Below are 22,251 nucleotides of genomic sequence, written 5' to 3' on the forward strand. Positions count from 1 at the left end.
GGTGCGGGCGACTACAGGCCTGAACTGGGGCGACTTTGCGTTTGATCCTGCGCGCGGACAGTGCTGAAATGTAATCCACTCGGAGCGTGAGAGCGTTCCGATTCTCGAACAATTGCACTCTTCGGATCGAAGCGAGCAATTTGCTGTTCCAGTGAATTGCTCAAATCTGGTGAATCACGCTCAACACCTGTCAACGACACACGGATTCAACGACACACGGATTCCACGAATGAGGAAGGGACTGATCACGTGACGGCGCTCGACGTGTCCACACTGGGCAAGACCAAGCACACGCTTCCCCGCGCAGTGCCCGACCTCCGCCGCGGATCGACTTCTCGGAGGGAATGGGAAACGGCGTACCGCAGAAGGCTGTTCCTGGGCGATTCGGTGATCATCGTGGCGACGGTTTTCCTGGCTCAATGGCTGCGATTCGGTGGAGACAGCCGCGCAGTGAGCCCCGGAATCCTCGGGCAACTCAGCTACACCGGTGTGTCAATTGCATTGGCGGCGATGTGGTTATCGTCGTTGGGGATCTTTCGCACTCGCTCGATTCGTGTGATCGGCAGCGGACCCGAAGAGTACAGGCGAATCTTCGTCGCGACAGTTCGCCTCTTCGGACTCATTGCGATTGTCAGCTTGCTGTTGCAGTTGGACATCGCGCGGCTCTATCTGGCCTTCGCATTTCCTGTCGGTCTGACCGCGCTGATGGCGAGCCGCTGGATCTGGCGAAAGGTGATTGCGAGGAAGCGCTCGCGCGGCGATTTCCAGACGTCCGTCTTAGTCGTGGGAAGCCCGGTTGCAGTCAAGAAAATGGCCCAAACCTTCGAACGAGCTCCCGGTGACGGGTACCGGGTCGTGGGCGTCTGCCAACCCAGTCAACTAGGTCGTCGCGACAGAGTCATCGTGGTCGACGGCAACGAAATACCGGTCCTCGGGGACGAGCACGATGTGACCGACGCACTCGACTTGGTCGGAGCCGATGCGGTGGCGGTTACGGCGACGGAACACCTCGGCTACGACGGTATGCGGAAACTGGCCTGGGATCTGGAGTGTAAGGACGTCGATCTTGTTGTGGCACCGGGAATCCTGGATGTTTCCGGTCCGCGACTGTCGATGCGGCCGGTGGCGGGCCTTCCACTGATTCACGTCGAACGTCCGCGATACCACGGTGCTCAACGGTTCGCCAAGACAGCCTTCGACGTCGTTTTCGCATCTGTAATTCTCATTTTGATCAGTCCCGTTTTGATCGTGACGGCGTTGGCAGTCAAGTTCACCAGTCGGGGTCCTGTGCTCTATCGGTCGGAGCGAATGGGATTGGACGGGGTTCCCTTTCCGATGCTGAAGTTCCGATCGATGGTTCAGAACGCAGATACGCAGGTCGACAGCCTGCTGTCGGATAACGAGGGCGCCGGTGTCCTGTTCAAGATGCGTGACGATCCTCGGGTTACCAAGGTGGGGCGCGTCATTCGAAAGTTTTCGATTGACGAGTTGCCTCAGTTCGTCAATGTGCTCCGGCGCGAGATGAGCGTAGTTGGTCCGAGACCGCCGTTGAGGCGTGAGGTAGAGGCATACGACGGGGCCGTGAAAAGGCGACTGCTGGTCAAACCGGGTATCACCGGTTTGTGGCAGGTGAGCGGGCGCTCGGATCTTTCGTGGGAAGAAACCGTTCGGCTGGATCTGTCCTATGTCGACAACTGGTCGATGGTCGGGGACGTGATGATCGTCGTGAAGACGCTCAAAGCCGTAATGGCTAGTGACGGCGCATACTGATCCGTTCAGTCAGTCAGTCAGTCTTTCGTATTCGTATCGCGAATCCGATTCGCCATTCCCGGCGAACCCTGCCTGGGATCCGAAGTAAGGGAACTGCGCAATGCACACTGGCCAATCGGTGGTGCTCGATGAGAACTTTGGGGGAGCAGGCTCGATGTCATCAAAAAAATACTCGATGTATTTGGCGGTGATTCCAACGTATCGGAATCCGTGCATCGAGGTGTTGCGTGAGATGGAGGAAGGAAATCTCGATATTCTGGCTTCGGACTACGGGTTGGATTCCACGGTACGAACTGGCATCGACACGGATTTCTACGACCGCGTTCGACGGATCGGAATCTTCGGTGACAAGGTTCTTCTTCAGGTGGGTTCTTGGAAAAATCCGCTTTCAGCGTCCGTGACTATCCTGGATTTGAACCCCCGTAGTCTCACATCGTGGAGTATTTTGGTCCTTCGACGAATAGCGCGTCGCCGTACTCTTCTTTGGGGCCATTTGCATCCCAGGCAAGGTTCTTCGTCGAAGACGGCTTTCCTTCGGAGAACGATGCGCCGCTTGTCTCAGGGGACCATTCTTTACGGGTACGCCAGTGTGGTCCCAGCCAAGCTCGAGGTTCCAGGCCAACCAGTTTGGGTTGCACCCAATTCTTTGTACAAACGCGCTGACATCAACGCTGGTAACACCGGTGAATCGCGTAAATCAATTGTCTATGTCGGCCGATTGGTTGCCGAGAAGAACGTCGATCAATTGGTTCCGGCTTTCCACCAATCAGGCCTCGTCGACGAGGGTGCCGTGTTGGAAATCGTGGGTTTCGGCAATGCGGTGGAAACGATAGAACGGCAAATTCTCGATTTAGGTCTGGAAGAGTCCGTTGTGGTACACGGACGCATTGAAAGTCCGATCGAACTTGCTGAAATCTACGCACGCTCAATCATGTCGATCTCTCCCGGATACGTCGGGTTGAGTGTCACTCAGAGTTTGGGATTCGGAGTCCCGATGCTGTACCCCGAGGACGCCCCGCACGCCCCCGAGATCGAACTTGCTGCTGTCGGTCCTATGCAGAGTTACTCACCGACGACCGAGGAGTCGCTGGCTGCGGCGCTGCGAGACTACTTCTTGCATCTTGTCTCCAATCCCGTTCCAGCGGAGAAAGTTTCAGCGAAGGTAGGGGATCTCTATTCCGCCGAAACCATGGCATCGGGGATCTCTGCTGCGTTGCGAGGTCAGGTCGTCGAATTCGACAATGAGGGATGGCCCAAGGAGATGGTCGTACGATGAGCAACCGATCACGCCTACCGTCAGGTGTCAGGCGAGCCCTTCGCGGAATAATGAATGGACTCGCAATATCGAACGGGAATGTTTCAGTAGGGCGCGACTTCAACGCCGGCCGTGGAGCCATCATCAGTGCGCCTCACCGGCTGAATATCGGCGATAATGTCAGCGTCGGACCCCGAACCGTTATTCAGGTAGACGGCTCCATCGGATCCCACGTCATGATCGGAATGAACGTCTACATCGTGGGGCGCGAAGACCACGCGATCGACGAGGTGGGTATTCCGATGCTCGCGTCGACGTGGGTGGGGGACCGTCAGCCTGGTGCACGCGATTCTGTCGAAATTGGAACAGACGTATGGATAGGCGCCTGTTCGGTGATATTGAGCGGTGTGAAGATCGGTGACGGTGCGGTTATCGGAGCCGGTTCGGTCGTGACGAACGACGTCGAGAGTTTCTCGGTGAATGTCGGAGTTCCGGCACGGAAAGTCGCCGAACGATTCGAGAGTGACACGGAGAGAAGTGCACACCTGCAAGCTGTGCACGGACTGCCGTCCTAAGTTAGCTGAAAAGGGAAATGAGCACGATGGATAATCAGGGAAATAAAATCCTGATCGTGGGAATCAACTATTCTCCTGAGCCAACCGGTATCGCTCCCTACACGGAGGGTTTGGCAAATGCGATAGCGGATGCCGGTGCTGACGTCAGGGTAGTGACAGGGTATCCGCACTATCCATTCTGGCGAAAGATGGATGGCTTCTCAGGTCTGTCTTCCGTAGAGCAGTCAGAAAATCTGACGGTTCAAAGACTTCGTCATTACATCCCCCGGAATCCCAGCTTCCTGCGAAGAATTCTGATGGAGGCAAGTTTCGCTTTGAGGGCGACCTGGGCGACTCTTTTCCATCGAGCAGACCTCATACTGTGTTTAAGTCCTACACTTTTGTCCTCGGCGGCATTTGTCATCAGGACCAGGCTCCTTCGATCGCGCACACCCGTGGTGCTGTGGGTGCAGGACTTCTACGGACTGGGCGCGTCCGAGACCGGTCAGCTGAGCGGAGGCCTGTCGTCTCTCGTCGATCGAGCCGAATCCTGGATCTTGCGAAAGTCCGATCACGTCGTCGTGATCCACCCGCGGTTCGCGAAGCATGCGCAGGACAACCTCGGAGTCGACTCGAGCAGCGTCACAGTCATCAGGAACTGGACCCACCTGGATCTCTCCCAGTCTGCCTGCACCCGAGAAGATTCGCGAAAGCGATTGGGCTGGGGGCCGGAACAGAAGATAGTTCTGCATGCCGGCAATATGGGTGCAAAGCAAGGGCTCGAGAATGTGGTGAACGCCGCGCATTTACTTGGGCCGCGCCAGTCCGACATCAAATTCGTACTGATGGGGGATGGGAATCAGCGGGCCCATCTCGAAGAGCTGTCCGAGGGATGCACCGGGATCGAATTCATGGATCCTGTTGGCGGCGAGGACTTCACCGATGTGCTGCGAGCAGCGGACGCATTACTTCTCAACGAGTTGGCCGATCTTCGCAGTATGGCCGTTCCGAGCAAACTTACATCGTATTTCGCTTCAGGGGTACCTGTCGTCGCGGCTACATCTTCGGACAGTGCCTCCGGCGAGGAGATCGCCCTGTCCGGGGCGGGAGTACGTGTTGACGCCGGAAATCCGGAAGCATTGGTACGTGAAATAGAGATGCTGGTTTCCGACCCCGTCCGTGCCGCTCAACTCGCGCGAAACGGGGGGGAGTACGTGCACGAAACCTTGTCTCCCGGCTCTGCCACCACCGCGTTCGGTGACCTCTTCGACGGACTCATCAATCGAGACAGTTTGCCGACTCGACCGACGCAAGCCCGAGCGCGATGACACACCCGCAGCTCTCCCTCGGCGAATTCACCGGGGCAGGATACGACAAGGGACGTCCGGCATCAGTGCAGGTCGCCTGGCTCGCGGTGGCACCACTGTTCCGGGCCTGGTTCGTGCCGGCACGCATACGAGTTGCCATTCTCAGACTGTTCGGCGCTGAGATCGGTGATGGAGTCCTGATTCGGCACGGCGTGAAGATCCATTGGCCGTGGAAACTGTCGATCGGTGATAACACTTGGGTGGGTGAGGGAGCATGGATCCTCAATCTCGAACCGGTGAGTATCGGGTCGAACAGTTGTGTCTCGCAGGACGTCTTTCTGTGCGCGGGCAGTCACAGCAGACAGTCACGGACTTTCGAGTTCGACAACGGACCGATCGTCATCGGCAACGGAGTGTGGATTGCGGCCAGGTCCACAATTCTCCGCGGCACGTCGGTCGGTGACCACTCGGTTATCGGCGCAAATTGCCTTGTTACATCCGATGTTCCGGCGAGTTCGATCGTCCGCGCCCCGGTTTCGTCGATCGGACGACCATGAAGGGCGCACGACCGCGCTGCGCCGGGGTTCCGCACTCGTTCGAGTGCCCGGGTGGTGGAACATGAAGGTGATGACGAACCCCTTGGTGGTTCAGTTCACGGGAATCGCCGGCGGACGTCTTGTCGGTGCGTTGATTCAGGCACTGAGTATGGTCCTACTCGCGCGTATCTCCGGTCCGTCCGGCTTTGGAATCTTCGCTGCGGCTTATGGTGTCGGACTGGTGCTTCAGAACATTCTGAACTTCGGGTTCACCCCATTTCTGGTTCGGATCCGTGCGTTGGGTGACCAGGAACCCCTCATCGCGTCGACCTTGGAGTTCTCGCGCCGCGCCAACCTGGCCGTCGGTGCATTGCTGGCATTTACCGCGGCGGTAGCCGCGGTCTTCGAGCCGAAGCTTTGGTTCGTAGTGCCGTTGACAGCTTGGGTTGTTCTGGACAATTACGTCGAGACGCTGCTCTCGCTACCACTCGCTGACGGGAATACCTGGCAGAACGCGGTGTCGTTGCTCCTCCGGCGAGCACTTGCTCTCGTTTTTGTTGCGGCCGCTTGGCTCGCAGGAGTCGACGCAGTGTTCTGGTATTCCGTGGGCCTCGCGTTCTCTTCGATGATCGCTGTCTTCGTGGCCATTCGGCTCGGACCGGCGATCACTCGTGTCAGATCGAGACGCTCGTACAAGTCGATCATCGGCAAGTCCTCGCACTTCTGGTTGAATTCCGTTGCTACTCAGACGCGCAACTTCGACGTACTGCTGGTTGGACTTGTCACGTCACCGGCCGTCTCCGGAATCTACGGCGTGACGAGTCGTATCACCACTCCGTTGCGGCTGATTCCCACATCGTTTGCGGCAGTTCTCATGCCTGCGGCGGCGCGCTCGACGACCGGGCGAATCACCCAGGGCATTCTGCGACCCGCGATGTACGTATGCATCGCAAGCGCGGTGATCTTCGGTGTGATCGCAGCTGTCATCCCTGTACTCGTTCCACCGATTTTGGGCGATGCGTACGTAGACGCGGTACCGGTAATGCAGGTCGTCTGCTTCAGTTTGATCTTCGCAGCGATCTCGTCCCAATTGAATGCGATCCTGCAAGGTACGGGCAGAGTTGAAATCGTCTCCTACATAACGGTTGTGAGCACCTTGATCTGCCTCGTCGGAATCGTGCTGGCTGCCCCCCGTTACGGGGCGCTCGGAGCGGGGTGGTCGCTCTCGCTCAGCTATGTACTTCAAACCGCATTGCTGACCTGTGTCGTTGTCGTTGCAATGAGGAGGGATCCCCATGCGTAGGTTCTTCATGAGTATCGCAGCAGCTCAGGGCAATCTGGGTGACATCGAGATACGCCGAACAGCAGTCGACTACATGCGTGAACTGGGGTTCAGACCCGTTGTATTTTCGGGCAGTATGAGCGCGGAGTACGTCGATGCCTTCGATTGGGAACCAACCGACGAGGTGATGGATTCGGGTATCAGCTTCTGGCGAGCGATTTTGTCCGATACAGTGCGCCGAAAGCGGGCAGTGATCGTGATGGCACCTGGGCCGGCGGTTCTGGGGGCATCAGCAGCAAGCGTCGTCAAGCACTCTTTGTTGGTGACAGTCTTTGCGGTGCTTCGCATGTTCGGTACACGAGTCCTCGTTTTGGGACGGTCGATCGAGGTACGAAGCCCAATGGCGGCAGTACCCGAGAAGATCCTCGTCGGCGTAGCCGACGTCTACGCGGCACGTGACAAAAGGACGTGTGAGTACCTGCGAGGTAAGAGTCGGTTCTATCCCGATCTCGCGTTCGGGGCCGGTGTATCCGACGGAGCGAAGTCTGCTGGCCGAGAATCTGCGCGCCGAGAAATAGCCTTGCTTTCACTTCGGCATGACCGACCGGTGAACTACGCGTCCCTTCGGTCGATCCAAAGTCAGTTCTCGGCAAATGGTTTGGATTTGATGGCCTGTTGCCAGGTTGTCGAGGACGACAGCCACAACCGCGAAGTTGCTGCGACGCTGGGTATTCCCTACGTGGGATGGGACGATGACACGACCCATCGGCAACAGGAGTCGGCTGTCCGCGCCCTGTACGAGCGCGCCGCCGTAACCGTCAGTGACCGCCTCCATGTTTTGATCCTGAGCGCTCGAGGCGGATCGATACCGGTGATGTCGGGTAGTAGTTCGGTACCGAAGCTGAGGGATTCGCTGGAACCGGTACTCGCACCGCAGGCCTCCTGGATGGACGATGCGACGGGTGGCAGCTTGAATCTAGGGCACGACGAATCTACCCGAATCTCTCGCGGAATGGATTCCGCTGCCGCGGAACTGGAGGATCTGAGATCGCGGATCAAGGAGGCAGTAATGCCGTGAGGGTTTCTCAGTTCTGGTTGTGGGTTCGCTGCTCCCACACAACACAATTCGGCCGATGACTACTCGCAGACAAGTATCTGCTTCGAGGACGGAGTTTCAAGTGAAACGTGCACTGATTACCGGAATTACAGGCCAAGACGGTTCATACCTGGCCGAGCTGTTGTTGAGCAAGGGATACGAGGTCCACGGACTTATTCGTAGATCGTCCACGTTCAATACGGCTCGAATCGATCACATGTATGTGGATCCCCACACGCCGGATGCAAAACTGTTCCTTCATTACGGAGATCTCAGCGACGGGGCGCGTTTGGTCACTCTTCTCGCACAGATACGCCCGGACGAGGTCTACAACCTCGCAGCGCAGTCACATGTACGGGTAAGTTTCGACGAGCCCGAACATACCGGAGACACGACGGGAATCGGGTCGATCAGGTTGCTCGAAGCAGTCCGGATGGCTGGTCTCGAATGCAGGTTCTACCAGGCGTCCAGTTCCGAGATGTTCGGTGCGACACCGCCTCCGCAGGACGAGCAGACTCCCTTCTATCCGCGATCGCCGTACGGTGCGGCGAAGGTGTACTCGTACTGGATCACCAAGAACTACCGCGAGGCGTACGGGATCTTTGCCGTGAACGGAATTCTGTTCAACCACGAATCTCCGCGGCGAGGCGAAACATTCGTAACTCGCAAGATCACGCGAGCGGTGGCGCGGATCAAGGCCGGCCTGGAAAACGATTTGTACATGGGTAATCTCGATGCAATCCGCGACTGGGGCTACGCGCCGGAGTACGTGGAGGGAATGTGGAGGATGCTTCAGGCCGACGAGCCGGACGATTACGTGCTCGCGACAGGCGGTAACTACTCGGTCAAGGATTTCCTGACGGTGGCCTTCGAGCACGCCGGTCTGAACTGGGAAGATCATGTGCGCTTCGACGAGCGCTATCTGCGGCCGACGGAAGTAGATGCGTTGATCGGAGATGCAGGTAAGGCGGAGCAGAAGCTCGGCTGGAAGGCGACTGTACATACCCCCGAGCTGGCTCGAATCATGGTCGATGCGGACATCGAGGCTCTGAAGTGTGAGGGCAAGCCGTGGATCGACCGCCCGAACCTGGTGGATTGGGAGCATGCTCGATGACGGGGGAGTACGCGCAGAAGTCCCTCGATCGGAACGATGCGGTGTACGTCGCGGGCCATCGTGGACTCGTGGGTTCAGCGATCTGGCGTCGTTTGGAGGCCGACGGTTTCAATCGCCTTGTCGGTCGCACGTCCGCCGAACTCGATCTTCGCGACCGCGGTGCCGTGTTCGAGTTCTTCGCCGCCGAGAGGCCGAAGAACGTGGTCCTCGCGGCAGCCAAGGTGGGCGGGATACTGGCGAACAGCACACTGCCGGTGGACTTCATCTCCGACAACCTTCGCATCCAGGTGAACGTGATGGACGCGGCGGCCGAGTTCGACGTAGATCGCCTGCTGTTCCTCGGATCATCCTGCATCTACCCGAAATTCGCTCCTCAACCGATTCGCGAAGAATATTTGCTGACCGGTCATTTGGAACCGACGAACGATGCATATGCCATCGCCAAGATCGCGGGAATCCTGCAGGTACAGGCTGTTCGAAAGCAGTTCGGGCGTCCGTGGATCTCCGCGATGCCGACCAATCTCTACGGCCCGGGTGACAACTTCTCTGCCAAGGGCTCTCATGTGCTGCCAGCCCTCATCAGACGCTTCGACGACGCGCGCCGTGATGGAGCTGCTTCAGTCGTGAACTGGGGCACCGGGACGCCGAGGCGCGAGTTTCTCCACGTCGACGACATGGCGGATGCCTGCCTTCATTTGCTCGACCACTATGACGGAGCAGAACACGTCAATGTTGGTACAGGCGAGGACCAGAGCATCGCGGAGATCTCTGCGATCGTGGCGGACGAGATCGGGTTCGACGGCGAGATCGAGTGGGATCATTCGAAACCTGACGGGACGCCGCGGAAGTTGCTTGACATCGGGAAGCTTCGAGATTTGGGGTGGCAGCCCAAGATTGATCTTCGTGCGGGGATCGCATCGACCGTGGAGTGGTATCGACAGAACGTCGATTCGATCAGGACATGAAGTACTACAGCATTATTCGACGTAAACTCGACTTCGACAGGCAGACATCGTTATGACTTCTCGTATTGCGGTATTCGGCACAGGCTACCTCGGGGCGACACACGCAGCTTGCATGGCCGAGTTGGGTCACGAGGTTCTCGGGGTGGATGTTGATCCGAACAAGCTCGCTATGCTCGAAGCTGGGGAGGTTCCTTTCTACGAACCGGGACTCGAGGAAGTACTGCGCCGCAACATAGCCGCGGGACGTCTTCGATTCACGGCTTCCTACGAGGAGGCCGCAGAGTTCGCCGACATCCACTTCCTCGGCGTCGGTACGCCGCAGAAGAAGGGGGAGTTCGCGGCCGACATGCGTTTTGTCGATTCGGTGATCGAGACACTCGCACCCCTCTTGACCAGGCCGACCGTAATCTTCGGGAAATCAACTGTGCCAGTCGGTACAGCAGAGCGATTGGGTGCGCGGGCACGGGAACTGGCGCCTGCCGGACAAGACGTGGAGGTGGCGTGGAACCCGGAATTTCTCCGGGAAGGCTACGCGGTGAAAGACACGCTTCACCCGGACCGGCTTGTGCTCGGGGTCGACCGCAATCGACCCGGACGTGCGGAATCGATTGCGCGTGAAGTGTACGAGCAACTCTTGAACGAAGGTATTCCCTTTGTTGTGACCGACCTTGCGACTTCGGAGTTGGTCAAAGCATCAGCCAATGCATTTCTGGCAACGAAGATCTCGTTCATCAATGCGATCTCGGAGGTGTGCGAGGCTTCAGGTGCGGATGTGACCGTTCTTGCCGATGCCATCGGCCACGACGAGAGAATTGGTAGGCGATTCCTCAACGCCGGAATCGGTTTCGGTGGGGGCTGCTTACCGAAGGACATCCGTGCTTTCATGGCACGTGCTGGTGAGCTGGGAGCAGATCAAGCACTCACTTTCCTACGCGAAGTCGACAACATCAACATGCGTCGTCGTACTCGGATGGTCGAACTGGCTCGAGAAGCGTGTGGTTCTCTACTCGGAGCCAATGTGGCGGTTCTCGGTGCAGCCTTCAAGCCTGACTCCGACGACGTGCGCGACTCACCTGCGCTGAACGTTGCCGGGCAGATTCAGCTGCAAGGCGCTGCCGTCAATGTCTATGACCCGAAGGCGATGGGAAACTCGAAGGCGTTGTTCCCCACCCTCACTTACACTTCGAGCGCACTTGAAGCGTGTGCAGGCGCTGATGTCGTCTTGGTTCTGACCGAGTGGACCGAGTTTCGAAAGTTGTTGCCGTCGGACCTCGAACCTGTCGTCCGCAAGAAGGTCATCATCGACGGACGTAACTGTCTGCAACCGACCACCTGGCGCGACGCAGGGTGGACCTACCGAGGTCTCGGAAGGCCGTAAACCGGTGAAACCTTCACGGAGGGTAGGTGTTGTAGGCATCGAGGGGAAGTAGCCGTGTGCCCGGGACCAAAGTCCGTCAGCGAGCGAGCTGTGGCCGGGGGAGATGCTGGGATAGCCGCTCGTGCATCACAGGGTGAGGGGCATGATGCCTTGTTCGGTTGGTATGCATCAACTTCCGGCGGCAAGTTGCGTAGTTGGTCGTCGACGGACGTTGGTCCTACGGCCCGCTGTGGTATGTGACCCTTTCATGGTCGTCACGGTCGACTGACGATTTCTAGGAAGTTTCGAGGCTCCGTTGCGGTGGTGAAAAGACCAATGACGCAGTAGAGTTCAGCCTGGCTGCACGTTGTGTCTGCTCTGCGCGATGTGTGAGTGGGCCCGATGTCAGTGTCGCGGGTTTGTCAGTGTCGCGTGTTCGCCACTTCCCGATCATGCATCGGCCAGGAAGTGAGATGTGTGAGATGCCGTGAAGGCCTCTCCCCCCTGGCTGTTTCGGCAAATACCTCGCGCTGTGACGCAGGGACACGCGATAGAAGATTGGCTGCCTCGTTCAGCCTGCATTGAGTGCAGCGGCTCGACAGCGGCTGTCGATTACTACTCGAAGACGTGATACGTGTTCGAGCCGAAGGAGATTCGACGATGGATGTACGGGACTACCTGAAGATTTTGCAGGCACGGTGGAAGATAGTCGCTGTCGTCACTGTGGTCGTGATCTTGGGCGCATTGGGCGCCTCGTTGATTGCCACGCCGATCTACCAGGCTTCCACGCGCCTGTTCGTGTCGACTTCTACCGGAACAACCGTGAACGAGGCTTACCAAGGTAACCAGCTCTCACAGCAGTTGGTCACTTCCTACGCCAAGCTCCTTACCGGCGAGACACTGGCACAGAGAACGATCGATTCAGTCGGGGCCGATCGACTCGGCGGGCTTTCCGCTGCGGAGATTTCGTCCAAGGTGACCGCCACATCGGCGCCGGATACAGTACTGCTCGATTTGAGCGTGCAAGATGCGTCGCCTGAACTGGCACGTGAAATCGCAAATGCGCTCTCGGACGAGTTTGTCGTGATGGTCAAAGATCTGGGTACTCCCGCAAATGGTGGCACAGCACCTGCGCGCGTCGTTGTCGAACAGCGAGCACAAACTCCCGTGGAACCGGTGTCGCCGAAGACTTCGCGGAACGTGGCGCTCGGTGCCGCGATCGGGCTTCTGCTGGGGATCGGGTTGGCTGTGGTGCGTGATCGCCTGGACAACACCGTCAAAGAGCGCAAGGTGGTCGAAGACATCGCCGGCGCGGCGATGGTGGGAACAATTCCGTTCGACAAGGAACGCGAAGTTCATCAAGCGATCAACTTCCACGAGGGCAACTCCGCAAGTGCCGAGGCGTACCGCGAGCTGCGAACCAATCTGCAGTTCCTGGCCGTGGATCGCCCACCGAGTGTCATCGTCGTTACGAGTTCTCTTCCCTCCGAGGGAAAGACCACGACTGCGGTGAACATCGCACTCGTGTTGGCCGAGGCAGGCAAGAAGGTGTGTCTCGTCGAAGGTGACCTCCGTAAGCCTCGCGTTTCGAAGTACCTCGGACTTATCGGAAGCGTCGGTCTGAGCTCGGTCCTGGCCGGGCAAGCAGATCTCGACGACGTACTTCAAGTCACGAGCAATGCTGACCTGACGGTTCTTGCCTCAGGTCCGATTCCCCCGAACCCGAGCGAACTGCTGGGGACTGACACTGCCCATGCGGTCTTTACCGATCTCCGCAGAAGGTTCGACTACGTCATCATCGACGCCTCGCCGTTGCTTCCGGTTACGGATGCTGCAGTTCTTTCAGCGCTGGCGGACGGTGCGCTAGTGATTGCTCGTCACGGCACGACGAAGAGGGAACAGCTGAGCAGGGCGGTCGGCAATCTCCACAGTGTGGGCGCGACGATTCTCGGTACTGTCATCACGATGACCCCGCTGAACGGTCGTGGTGTCTACGAGTACAAGTACTACTACGATTCCGATCCGGTTGTCGCTGACGTGGCCGTGGAAGGTTCCGTGGACAGCAATCCAGTCGGCGAACGAAAGGTCACGTCGACAGTCATCTGACCTGGTCGTACTTTAAAATCCCGACGCCTCATAGGGCCCTCGAGCAATGCTCGGGGGCCCTTCTCTGTGTGGTGAATCGGACGCAATCTCCAGTCGGGTCCTCTGAGTCTGCGACGCGCACTGCCGGAATGCAGGTTCATCGGCCGTCGCAGTAATCGGGTAGGCACGGGCATGCGGGATGTGACGCTGCGGTCTCAGCTGTCCCTGCTTGACCGGTGCCTCTATGACTGTCGATCTGGTTGCGACCGACGAGGCCTTGTGGGTGTCTTGGTTGGAATCGCGTAGCGAGTGTGGCGGACCGCAGGCGGACCAGCCCGATTCGGCCTCGAGAGTTTCGCAACGCCTAGATGTCGATCTGGCATCCCTCGATGGATTTGGACAGCGGGTGCGGGGGTTGTCGGCCAGCTGCGACTCAGCATGAACGAGTTCTTGGCCGATGTCGGTGGTCATATCGGCCACGGGGTCCGTCGGTCGGAGGGCCGGAAAGGGATAGCGTCGACTGCTCTGGGTGAGGTGCTCGCGTATGTCGGCGACCCGGTGGGGCTCAGTCGCGTCCTGGTTACCTGCGACGAAAGGAACCCGGTTTCGCGTAAGGCAATCGAAGCGTGCGGGGGTTTACTCGAGAGCGTGCGCCCAGCTGATCAGTTGTCCCGCAATGTCGGTTGTTCGAGAGACACGCTCCGCTACTGGGTGCGAACGAGCGTGTCGAGCGTCCGTTGACCCTACACGGCCACACACGTTTGCCATGGCCATAGCCATAGCCATCGGTAGCGGTCGCCCCGCTTTGCAGCCGAGCGGCTGCGCAACTCGCATGTCCCTAATTGGGCTGTGCTGCAAGCATTTCAGGACCTCACAGGCGATCGCTGGCGGTCCACACTCCTCCTTTTGCATGTCTGAATTCTCGGTGTCGCCCGATCGTAGGTTCGCGCAATGCCGGCCAGGAGTAGGTAAGACGCCCAGAGGCGAAGTGTCGAACAATCGTCCAGGGCTGAGTCGACGCTGAGCGCATCAAAGTATGGATTGCAGAGTGTTTACCAACCGCGTGCTGGTTTTCGTCCAAACGCGGAGCCCAAATGGGCTAGGCGATGAAAACTATAGGTACGCAATGGTAATGGTGAGCAATGTTCACTCCTTCTTGTCGGAGGGTGAATAACTGACGTCAATGCTGGCGTCGGGAAGAACTTCGGAAAGCGCTATTGCCACGCTGTCCGGAATGTGGCAAACTCCTCACTGGTACTGACCAGCTAGCCGAAGAGTTGCCAAGATGTGAGTCCTGGCAATATCGAGGCCGGCGACGTCAGCGGGCGAGGAGAAATCGCCGATCGTCCTGTGTTTGGGTTGTTAGTGGACTCTGCTTCAATCACGGGGTGTGAGCTGCGGCAATGCCGCAATAATCGACAGTTGGGCCGAGGCCTGACAATAGTCGCCGGGTTAACTGCAAGGCGCACGTAATGCGACCATTCGCACTGAACGCAGCAATGCGGAGCAGTTGCTTCGCTGTCGAAGTTTCGGGAATCGGCAAGGCGGTCCGATGGACCTCGGCCGGTGAACATCTTCAGGCCGAATTCTGTGCATGGGGAAAGGTTTCTGAACACATGACGGTTCTCGAGATGGCCGCGCCCACGAAAGAGCGGCCACAACAACACCGACGAGTAACGCCGGAGAGGGCCGGTGGAGTTTCCGCACGCAGGAAATGGCAATCTGCGTATCTTCGTCGTCTGGCGATCACCGACACGATCATCGTTGCGGCAGTTGTGTTTCTGGCTCAATGGTGGCGATTCGGTAGCGACGCGGATGTCGTCGACGGTGAAGCATTCGGCCATTTCAGCTACACCGCACTGTCTTTCGCCCTGATTGTCGGCTGGTTTGCCGTACTGAGGGTATTTCGGACCAGATCTCCTCGCGTGATCGGAAGCGGCCCTGAAGAGTACCGATTGATCGCTGTCGGAACGCTCCGCCTGTTCGGACTGATTGCGATCGCCAGCCTTCTCCTTCACCTGGAGATCGCGCGCCTGTACCTTGCCGTGGCGTTTCCGATGGGATTGACCGCCTTGATCGCGAGTCGTTGGATCTGGCGACGGGTGATTGCTCGTGAGCGAGCCCGAGGTGAATTTCGAACTGCCGTACTTGTGGTCGGTGTGCGAGGGGCGGTTGTCGATCTTGCACGCAACCTCGAGCGCGACGATGCCCATGGATACCGAGTTGTCGGAGTCTGCGTACCCGGCTACGGAGGAGACGTGGGCGAAGTTGTCACAGTGAACGGTCGGGACATTCCGGTGCTCGGAGACGAGCACAGTGTCACGAACGCAATCGAACAGGTCGGTGCCGACACGGTGGCAGTGACGGCGTCGGAGCGGTTCGGACCGGAAAGGCTGCGCACGTTGGCCTGGGATCTCGAGCGCGATCATGTGGACCTTGTTGTTGCACCAGGGATTCTGGATGTGTCCGGGCCGAGGCTCTCGATGCGCCCGGTCGCTGGATTTCCGCTGATCCATGTCGAGCGTCCGCGCTATCACGGCGCGCAGAAGTTCACGAAGACGACCTTCGACATCGTCTTCTCAACCGTGGTACTCGCCGTGATCAGTCCGGTGCTACTGGCGGCTGCGATCGCCGTCAAGCTCACGAGCAAGGGGCCGGTTCTGTACAAGTCCGAGCGGATGGGGTTGGACGGTCAGCCGTTCCCCATGCTCAAGTTCCGCTCGATGGTCCAGAATGCGGATTCACAGGTCACGGCGCTGATGAAGGAGAACGAAGGCGCCGGAGTGCTTTTCAAGATGCGAGACGATCCGCGTGTGACGACGGTCGGTCGATTCATGCGCCGATACTCGATCGACGAGTTGCCCCAGTTCGTCAATGTCCTCCGGCGTGAGATGAGCGTTGTAGGCCCGCGGCCACCGCTTCGGCGCGAGGTCGAGATGTACGACGGTGCGGTCAGTCGTCGGCTACTGGTCAAGCCCGGTGTCACCGGCCTGTGGCAGGTCAGCGGACGTTCTGATCTTTCGTGGGAAGACACTGTCCGCCTGGATCTTTCCTACGTCGACAACTGGTCGATGATGGGTGACGTCATGATCGTCGCGAAGACGCTCAAGGCGGTGGTGGGAAGTGATGGCGCCTACTGACAAGAAGGCGGTACCGGCGCCTTGCGAAAATGAGGCACCGAACAATCCGCTGATCTTGCGAACGGCATTGGTGATCGCGGTCATCGGCGCGAGCGGAGCCTTTCAGGCGTACACGCAGAGGACAGCGCTCGGATCGTTGCTCGTACACGGTTCGGCCGTTCTTTCGGCGACACTTGCGTTGGTCTACTTCCTCGACCGGCGATACTCACGCAATACGACGTGGCCTGTCTTCACGCTTATGATCTCGGCCGGCGTCCCGGCAACCAGCTGGTACTGGTCGACACTGCCCCGGAACTCCGCCGTCGCCGGCATCGTCGTCGTGTGCCTGGCGATCACGGGAATCATCGTCGCCCGTGAGTTGACCTTCGCGGTGCGAGTGCGGACTGTTGCCCTCACCTTGCTGGTACTTCTCGTGCTGTCGCTGATGGTCGTGTTCCTCGATCCTTCGACTGGCATCGACGTGGACACCCGCGCCGTTGCTTATCGCGGAATCTTCACGCACAAGAACACTTTGGGACGAATGGCTGCCATCGAAGTTGTACTTGTCGGTGTCATGCTCATGCTTCCCGACGTCAAGCGTATTCCGTGGGTGGCGGCGATGGCTGTCGCCGGCATCGTGTTGTTCGAGGCCCGGAGCCAGACCGGTCTCGTCGCTGCGGGGATTGCGCTGGCGACAATGCTTGCTCTGAGGTGCTTTCGACGGACACCGAACGCTCACCTCGCCTCGACTGTGATCATCGGCCTGTACCTCGGGGTGTCCGGCGCGATGAAGGTGCTCGGACCCGATGTCGCGGCGCTACTCTCGCGAGATGTCACGCTGACCGGCCGGTTACATCTCTGGACGGTATCCGACTACTACGCCGAACAGCGGCCTCTGCTCGGATGGGGCTTCGGCTCGGTGTGGGCGCCGGACAGTGCAGTGGGGCAGATGATTCGGTCAAAGCTGTCCTTTCCGGCGACCAGCGCACACAACGGAATGCTCGACATTCGGCTGCAGATCGGTTGGATCGGATTCCTGCTGCTGTTGGCCGGCTATTACCTGCTTCTGAGCACGGCGCTCGGGCGAGCCCGCAGCAGAACGGAGTACATCGCCGTCGTCGCGATCATGGTTCTCGTCTTCTCGATGGACTTGACGGAGTCGACGCTCTTCTTCGGCGCCATGTGGCTGATCGCATGGGTCTTCCTGGCGCCGTACGGACCCTCGACCCACCGCTCTCACAGTGCGGGCAACGCCGAGTTGTCGATCCGTGGGGTTCGTGCCGACAAGAACGACGCGTACAGGTTCGCTCCGGAGCGAAGAGGAGGTCACTGAGATGTACAAGTCGTTCGATGTAGCGCGTTCGAAGCCTGAAGTGAACCCGACGTCCACCGGTGGATTCACGCCGCCGAAAGCCTTGATGTTCCATGCGATCTATCGGAATCCGGGTGGTGAGGAGCAGAGCTTCGCCAACGAATCCAAGCTCCTGAAATCGATCGGATACGAGACGGTTCAGTGCACCACCGAGAATTCCAAGATCTCCCGGGGACCGTGGGCGGCAGTCACCGCAGTGTTCAGTCCTCGCGTACTCGTCGATGCGTTGCGCATCATCCGTTCGGAGCGCCCCGACGTCATCTACGTGAACAATCTCTGGCCGGCGTTCTCGGCTTCGTTGCTCGTGGCCTCAAGAGCCGCCGCAATTCCTACATTGCAGGCGGTTCGGAACTATCGCCTCGCCACACCGTCAGCCAAGTTGCGCGCAGATGGCACGTGCACCGAATGCGGTTCCACCAAATACTTCACGAGTTGTGTCCGCAACGGATGCTACGGAAACAGCCGACTGCAGAGCCTTGTCTGCTACCTGAGCGCTACGGCGGTCAAGCTGAGCGTCTTTGGGTGGAAGCAGCACAGGTTCGTCGCAACGAGCGCGACGACAGCACGTCTGGTCGAAGGACGACTGATCAGTTCTGGCCGCGTCGTGGTTCGTCCGAACTTCGGATTCGAAGAAAATGAACCCGAGTTTCGGAGCACTGATTCGGTTGTGTGCGTCAGCCGACTGACACCGGAGAAGGGCGTCCTGGATTTGGTGCGCAACTGGCCGCAGGGCGCTGGAAGTCCCTCGCTCACAGTTCTCGGTGACGGACCGCAGTACGGCGAGATCTCCAGCATAAGCGCAGCTCTCGACAACGTCACGCTGGCCGGATTCACTTCGCACGAAGATGTGATCGAGATACTTCGCGACAGTGCGGCGTCCGTGGTGCCGTCTCAATGGGCAGAACCGTTCGGACGCGTTGCGATCGAATCGATGTCGGTTGGCACCCCGGTGATCTACGCAACCAACGGTGCACTCGCGGACATCGTCGGACCGGGCGGAACGCCTCTCCATACCTTGGAAGAGTCGTCGATACGCGAGGCCCTCGATCGAATCTTCGGAGCGGACGATCGATCGGCGATACGCAGATCTGCTTATCGTCACTACTCGAATCGCTTCACATCGCGCAAAGCGGCGACGTCGATGCGTGAGCTCATCGACGAGGTGAGATCGTGAAAGATCGCACTCGGCATGTGACATTCATGGCCGATCAAGGGCTTTCGAGCGTCCTCACTTTTGTCGTTCTCACCTCGGTGGCACGACTCGGTGGTCCGATCGAAGTCGGCCAGGTTGCCGTGATTCAATCGGCGGGTCTGTTGGCACTGGCACTGGGGAGAGCGATCGGCGTCGACGTCTGGCTGTCGCGAGGGGCGGGGTCCGACGAGCGTGGACCGGCGTTGGCGCCCACGATCGTGCTGGCGGCGGTATCGGTGACATCGGTGTGGGCACTGTTCGTGATCGCCGGCTCGGACTCGATGAATCTCACGGTATACGCCTTGGCTGCAGCTGGTTTCGTGGTGTTGGACGTGATACGCACGATGCTGATGCACGACGGTGCGAGTTGGATCTCTGTGTCGATACAGATCGTGACACTCTCGTTCGTCCTTATTGCAGCTTTCCTGGTCGAGAATCTGACACTTGCACTCGTGACCTATACGGTCGGTGTCTTCGTCGCGCTCGCTCTCGGTCACGCATCTATGCGTCTGGTACCGCCGGTACCGTCGATCAGGTACTCGCGCACTCACCGATATAGATCAGTGCCGTTTGCGATCGAGATATTGATGGGATCAGCTGCTCAGCAGGCGATGTTCTTGATACTCACTGTGGTGGCGTCGATCTCGATGATCGGTGAGATCAGAACTGCCCAGACACTGCTCGGTCCGCTGTCCTTGATGTTCGCGGGCATCTCGCCAATTCTGATGCGTAAGTTCGGCAGTGGTGTCGAAGCGATGAGCCCGAGCGAGTGCATGGCACTCGGCCGCCGAGTGGGCTTGCAGATCTTCTGGGTTTCGATCATCTGCGTTTCGCTGATCTGTCTCACGCTCGAGATTCGACTCTCGGGAGTGCGATTGATGGATCATCTGGTCGGGCCGCACCTTCCGAACTTGATACCGGTCATTCTGCTGTGCGGGTTGGCGGTGGCGTTCAACGGGATTCTTCTGGGCGTCGGTACCTCGATCCGCGTCGTGGACAAGACCGCAAACCTCAACACATTTCGCGCCATGCTGTTGCCTCTACAGTTTCTGATCGTTCTCGGGGCGGGACTGACCGACAGCGCCGTATACGTCGCAGGAGCATTGGCCGTGTCGGCGTGCGCCAGCGCGAGCGTCGCACTTCTGGTTTCGATGAACCGTGACGCCCGACCGAAAGTTGACCTCTCATGAAGAATCCCAACGGCGTCGTAGTGGCGATTTTGACCTTTCGTCGTGAATCGGAACTGGCTGTCTGCATCGACAGCGTCCGGGCATCGATCCAGGCTTCCGGTGCCTCCGCCCAGGTCGTAGTAGGCGACAACGATCCGGAATCCACCACGCCGACGTATGTTGCCGACGGGATCGAACGACTGCATCTCGGATTCGGCGGGGTATCTCCGGCGCGACGTGCGCTGGTCGATCTCGCCCGTGCACGAGATCGTCGTTACATCGTCTTCGTCGACGACGACGAGTACGTCGATGTCGACTGGCTGTCGAATCTCCTCACCTGCGCCGCAGATTTCGACGCAGGTGCTGTGGCCGGTCCTGTGATTCCGGTGGGTCTGCCTGCCTCGGAACTTCCATTGCACACTCGCGTTCGCCATTCGACCGGCACCCCGGTTGCGTCTGCAGGCGCTGGAAATCTGTTGTTGGACCTGAAGGCTTTGAACGGCTTGAACTTCAGTGACAACTGGGATCTACCTGGCGGCGAGGACACCGAGTTCACGCTCAGGATGAGCGCCGGCGGTGTCCGGTTGGTGTGGTGCGACGAGGCGCTTGCGTACGAACCGGTAGACGAGGATCGGCGTCGGGATTCCTGGCTCTTCGCCCGGTATGTCAACAACGGACGAATCCTCGCGGTCTGTCAGGGACAGCTCGAGCTGCCACTGTTGGCGGCTCAGAGTGCCAAACGCGCTCTGCTCGTACTCGCGTCGGCGACGTTGATCCCCGTTGCCTTGATGAGTCCACGGATCAAGCGCGTGGTTCTCGACAACGGTGCACGCAACATCGGTTGGTTCTCAGAGCGATTCAGCCGCAGCGATTCTCGGACGCCGCGCGCACAGAGGCTGGTGGTAGCGCGATGACACGGTTGTTGATGACGGCATACGCCTGCGATCCGAATCAGGGGAGTGAATCCGGTGCGGGTTGGGCGCTTCTCTCGGCAGCTTCCGAACTGTGTGAGTCGATCACGGTGGTGACTCGCTCCGGTGAGGCTCCCGAATTGGAATCAGAGTGTGAACAGCTCGGTTGCGAAGTTCGTGTCGTGCGAATAGCGACTTTGCCCGCGGAAGAAGCCGGATCGTACGGTCGATACCTCCGATGGCTCTGGCACACCTCACTGTTCGTTCGGCGTGAAGCGGCAAACTTCGACGTCCTGCATCATGCAACGTTCGCCTCCGACTGGTTGCCCCCACCGGTGCTGTTCGGTGGAGCCGGCGGAGTACGACTGGTATGGGGGCCTGCCGGGGGCAACACCTACCCGCCGATGCCGCTCGCCAGGCGCATCGGTATGCGGTACCTGGCAACCACGGCAGTTCGGACCTGCTCCACGAAAGCCGTTCGGTCACTGACACACATCTTCATGTCCGGACGAGTCGACACTTTCATCGCGATGAACTCCGACAGCGGACGAGGCGCACCGCGGGCACGCAATGTCGTCGTCCAACCCAATTGTGTTCTGGACTACGACGGAATCGAGAAGCAAGCGGTACCCAGACCGAAACGAAGACTCTTGTTCGTAGGAAGACTGTTGCAATACAAAGGAATCGACCTGATTCTGGATGCGCTCGAGCAGCTGGGCACCGATTGGTCCATGACCTTTGTCGGGGACGGACCCGCCCGCGGGCGGATCGAGAAGTCGCTTCCGTATCGGCGCGGTCAGGTCACGCTTCGCGGATGGCGCGACAGATCGGAAGTGGTAAGCGAGATGGGGGCCTCCTCCGCTCTGCTCTTCCCGAGCATGCACGATTCGGGCGGCTGGGTGGCGGCCGAAGCGGCTGCGGTGGGCCTGCCGGTGGTCTGTTTGGATCTCGGCGGTGTGCCGACACTGGCAGGTAGGAACGCCGTGACGATCCAGGTTGCTCCGGCGTCGACTCTCTCCTCTCGTATCGCTCGATCGATTGTCGAGACCGAGCTTTCTCTCTTTGAACCGCAGCGTGATTGGACTCGGTCCCGCTTGAAATCGGTCTTGTCGCGCAGCTACGGCCAGTGCAATGAACGTCGACATACGAACTCGGAAAAGTGGTGAG

The 22,251-nt window shown here is 59.0% G+C and carries 18 protein-coding genes; all 18 read left to right on the top strand.

Annotated elements, in window-relative coordinates; translation table 11 throughout:
* The first annotated feature begins 273 nt into the window (after positions 1-273).
* The 18 genes from P0M12_RS18800 to P0M12_RS18885 all read left to right on the top strand — a co-directional run bounded on the left by P0M12_RS18800 (position 274) and on the right by P0M12_RS18885 (position 22,250).
* Entirely contained in the window at positions 274-1,770 is a 1,497-nt protein-coding gene (locus P0M12_RS18800; RefSeq protein WP_231917461.1) for a sugar transferase, read from the top strand.
* Between the two features lie 100 nt (positions 1,771-1,870).
* Positions 1,871-3,046, top strand: a complete 1,176-nt coding sequence (locus tag P0M12_RS18805) for a glycosyltransferase (protein ID WP_082661466.1) — start codon at positions 1,871-1,873, stop codon at positions 3,044-3,046.
* 215 nt (positions 3,047-3,261) lie between these two features.
* On the top strand, positions 3,262-3,600 hold the full coding sequence (locus tag P0M12_RS18810; protein WP_277376694.1) for a DapH/DapD/GlmU-related protein: 339 nt from the start codon (positions 3,262-3,264) through the stop codon (positions 3,598-3,600).
* A 26-nt stretch (positions 3,601-3,626) separates the two neighbouring features.
* On the top strand, positions 3,627-4,907 hold the full coding sequence (locus P0M12_RS18815) for a glycosyltransferase (protein ID WP_164490553.1): 1,281 nt from the start codon (positions 3,627-3,629) through the stop codon (positions 4,905-4,907).
* Positions 4,904-5,443 (top strand): DapH/DapD/GlmU-related protein, encoded by a 540-nt coding sequence (locus tag P0M12_RS18820; protein ID WP_064443236.1) that lies wholly within the window; start codon positions 4,904-4,906, stop codon positions 5,441-5,443. Before P0M12_RS18815 ends, P0M12_RS18820 begins: the two co-directional genes overlap by 4 nt.
* A 70-nt stretch (positions 5,444-5,513) precedes the next feature.
* A complete protein-coding gene (locus P0M12_RS18825; protein ID WP_277376696.1) occupies positions 5,514-6,725 on the top strand; it encodes an oligosaccharide flippase family protein in 1,212 nt (403 codons plus the stop codon).
* A complete protein-coding gene (locus P0M12_RS18830) occupies positions 6,718-7,782 on the top strand; it encodes a polysaccharide pyruvyl transferase family protein (RefSeq protein ID WP_118602908.1) in 1,065 nt (354 codons plus the stop codon). The genes P0M12_RS18825 and P0M12_RS18830 overlap by 8 nt, the downstream gene beginning before the upstream one ends.
* A gap of 100 nt (positions 7,783-7,882) precedes the next feature.
* A complete protein-coding gene (gene gmd, locus P0M12_RS18835; RefSeq protein ID WP_181991934.1) occupies positions 7,883-8,914 on the top strand; it encodes a GDP-mannose 4,6-dehydratase in 1,032 nt (343 codons plus the stop codon).
* Positions 8,911-9,879 carry a GDP-L-fucose synthase gene (locus P0M12_RS18840; RefSeq protein WP_003943641.1) on the top strand — a complete coding sequence of 323 codons (969 nt, stop codon included), beginning with the start codon at positions 8,911-8,913 and terminating at the stop codon, positions 9,877-9,879. Before gmd ends, P0M12_RS18840 begins: the two co-directional genes overlap by 4 nt.
* A 52-nt stretch (positions 9,880-9,931) precedes the next feature.
* Positions 9,932-11,257 (top strand): UDP-glucose/GDP-mannose dehydrogenase family protein, encoded by a 1,326-nt coding sequence (locus tag P0M12_RS18845; RefSeq protein WP_003943638.1) that lies wholly within the window; start codon positions 9,932-9,934, stop codon positions 11,255-11,257.
* Positions 11,258-11,896: 639 nt separating this feature from the next.
* Positions 11,897-13,342 carry a polysaccharide biosynthesis tyrosine autokinase gene (locus P0M12_RS18850; protein WP_277376698.1) on the top strand — a complete coding sequence of 482 codons (1,446 nt, stop codon included), beginning with the start codon at positions 11,897-11,899 and terminating at the stop codon, positions 13,340-13,342.
* Between the two features lie 417 nt (positions 13,343-13,759).
* Positions 13,760-14,062 (top strand): GNAT family N-acetyltransferase, encoded by a 303-nt coding sequence (locus P0M12_RS18855; RefSeq protein ID WP_232508989.1) that lies wholly within the window; start codon positions 13,760-13,762, stop codon positions 14,060-14,062.
* A gap of 875 nt (positions 14,063-14,937) precedes the next feature.
* Positions 14,938-16,461, top strand: a complete 1,524-nt coding sequence (locus P0M12_RS18860; RefSeq protein WP_042925727.1) for a sugar transferase — start codon at positions 14,938-14,940, stop codon at positions 16,459-16,461.
* On the top strand, positions 16,448-17,773 hold the full coding sequence (locus tag P0M12_RS18865) for an O-antigen ligase family protein (protein ID WP_218748177.1): 1,326 nt from the start codon (positions 16,448-16,450) through the stop codon (positions 17,771-17,773). Before P0M12_RS18860 ends, P0M12_RS18865 begins: the two co-directional genes overlap by 14 nt.
* A 1-nt stretch (position 17,774) precedes the next feature.
* A complete protein-coding gene (locus P0M12_RS18870; protein WP_277376701.1) occupies positions 17,775-18,986 on the top strand; it encodes a glycosyltransferase family 4 protein in 1,212 nt (403 codons plus the stop codon).
* Entirely contained in the window at positions 18,983-20,194 is a 1,212-nt protein-coding gene (locus P0M12_RS18875; protein ID WP_277376702.1) for a hypothetical protein, read from the top strand. The genes P0M12_RS18870 and P0M12_RS18875 overlap by 4 nt, the downstream gene beginning before the upstream one ends.
* Positions 20,191-21,087 (top strand): glycosyltransferase, encoded by an 897-nt coding sequence (locus tag P0M12_RS18880; RefSeq protein WP_277376703.1) that lies wholly within the window; start codon positions 20,191-20,193, stop codon positions 21,085-21,087. The genes P0M12_RS18875 and P0M12_RS18880 overlap by 4 nt, the downstream gene beginning before the upstream one ends.
* Positions 21,084-22,250 carry a glycosyltransferase family 4 protein gene (locus P0M12_RS18885; RefSeq protein ID WP_256520454.1) on the top strand — a complete coding sequence of 389 codons (1,167 nt, stop codon included), beginning with the start codon at positions 21,084-21,086 and terminating at the stop codon, positions 22,248-22,250. Before P0M12_RS18880 ends, P0M12_RS18885 begins: the two co-directional genes overlap by 4 nt.
* Position 22,251: the final 1 nt, after the last annotated feature.

Source organism: Rhodococcus sp. RCBS9 (assembly GCF_029457415.1).
In the GTDB taxonomy this organism is placed as follows: Bacteria; Actinomycetota; Actinomycetes; order Mycobacteriales; family Mycobacteriaceae; genus Rhodococcus_F; species Rhodococcus_F qingshengii.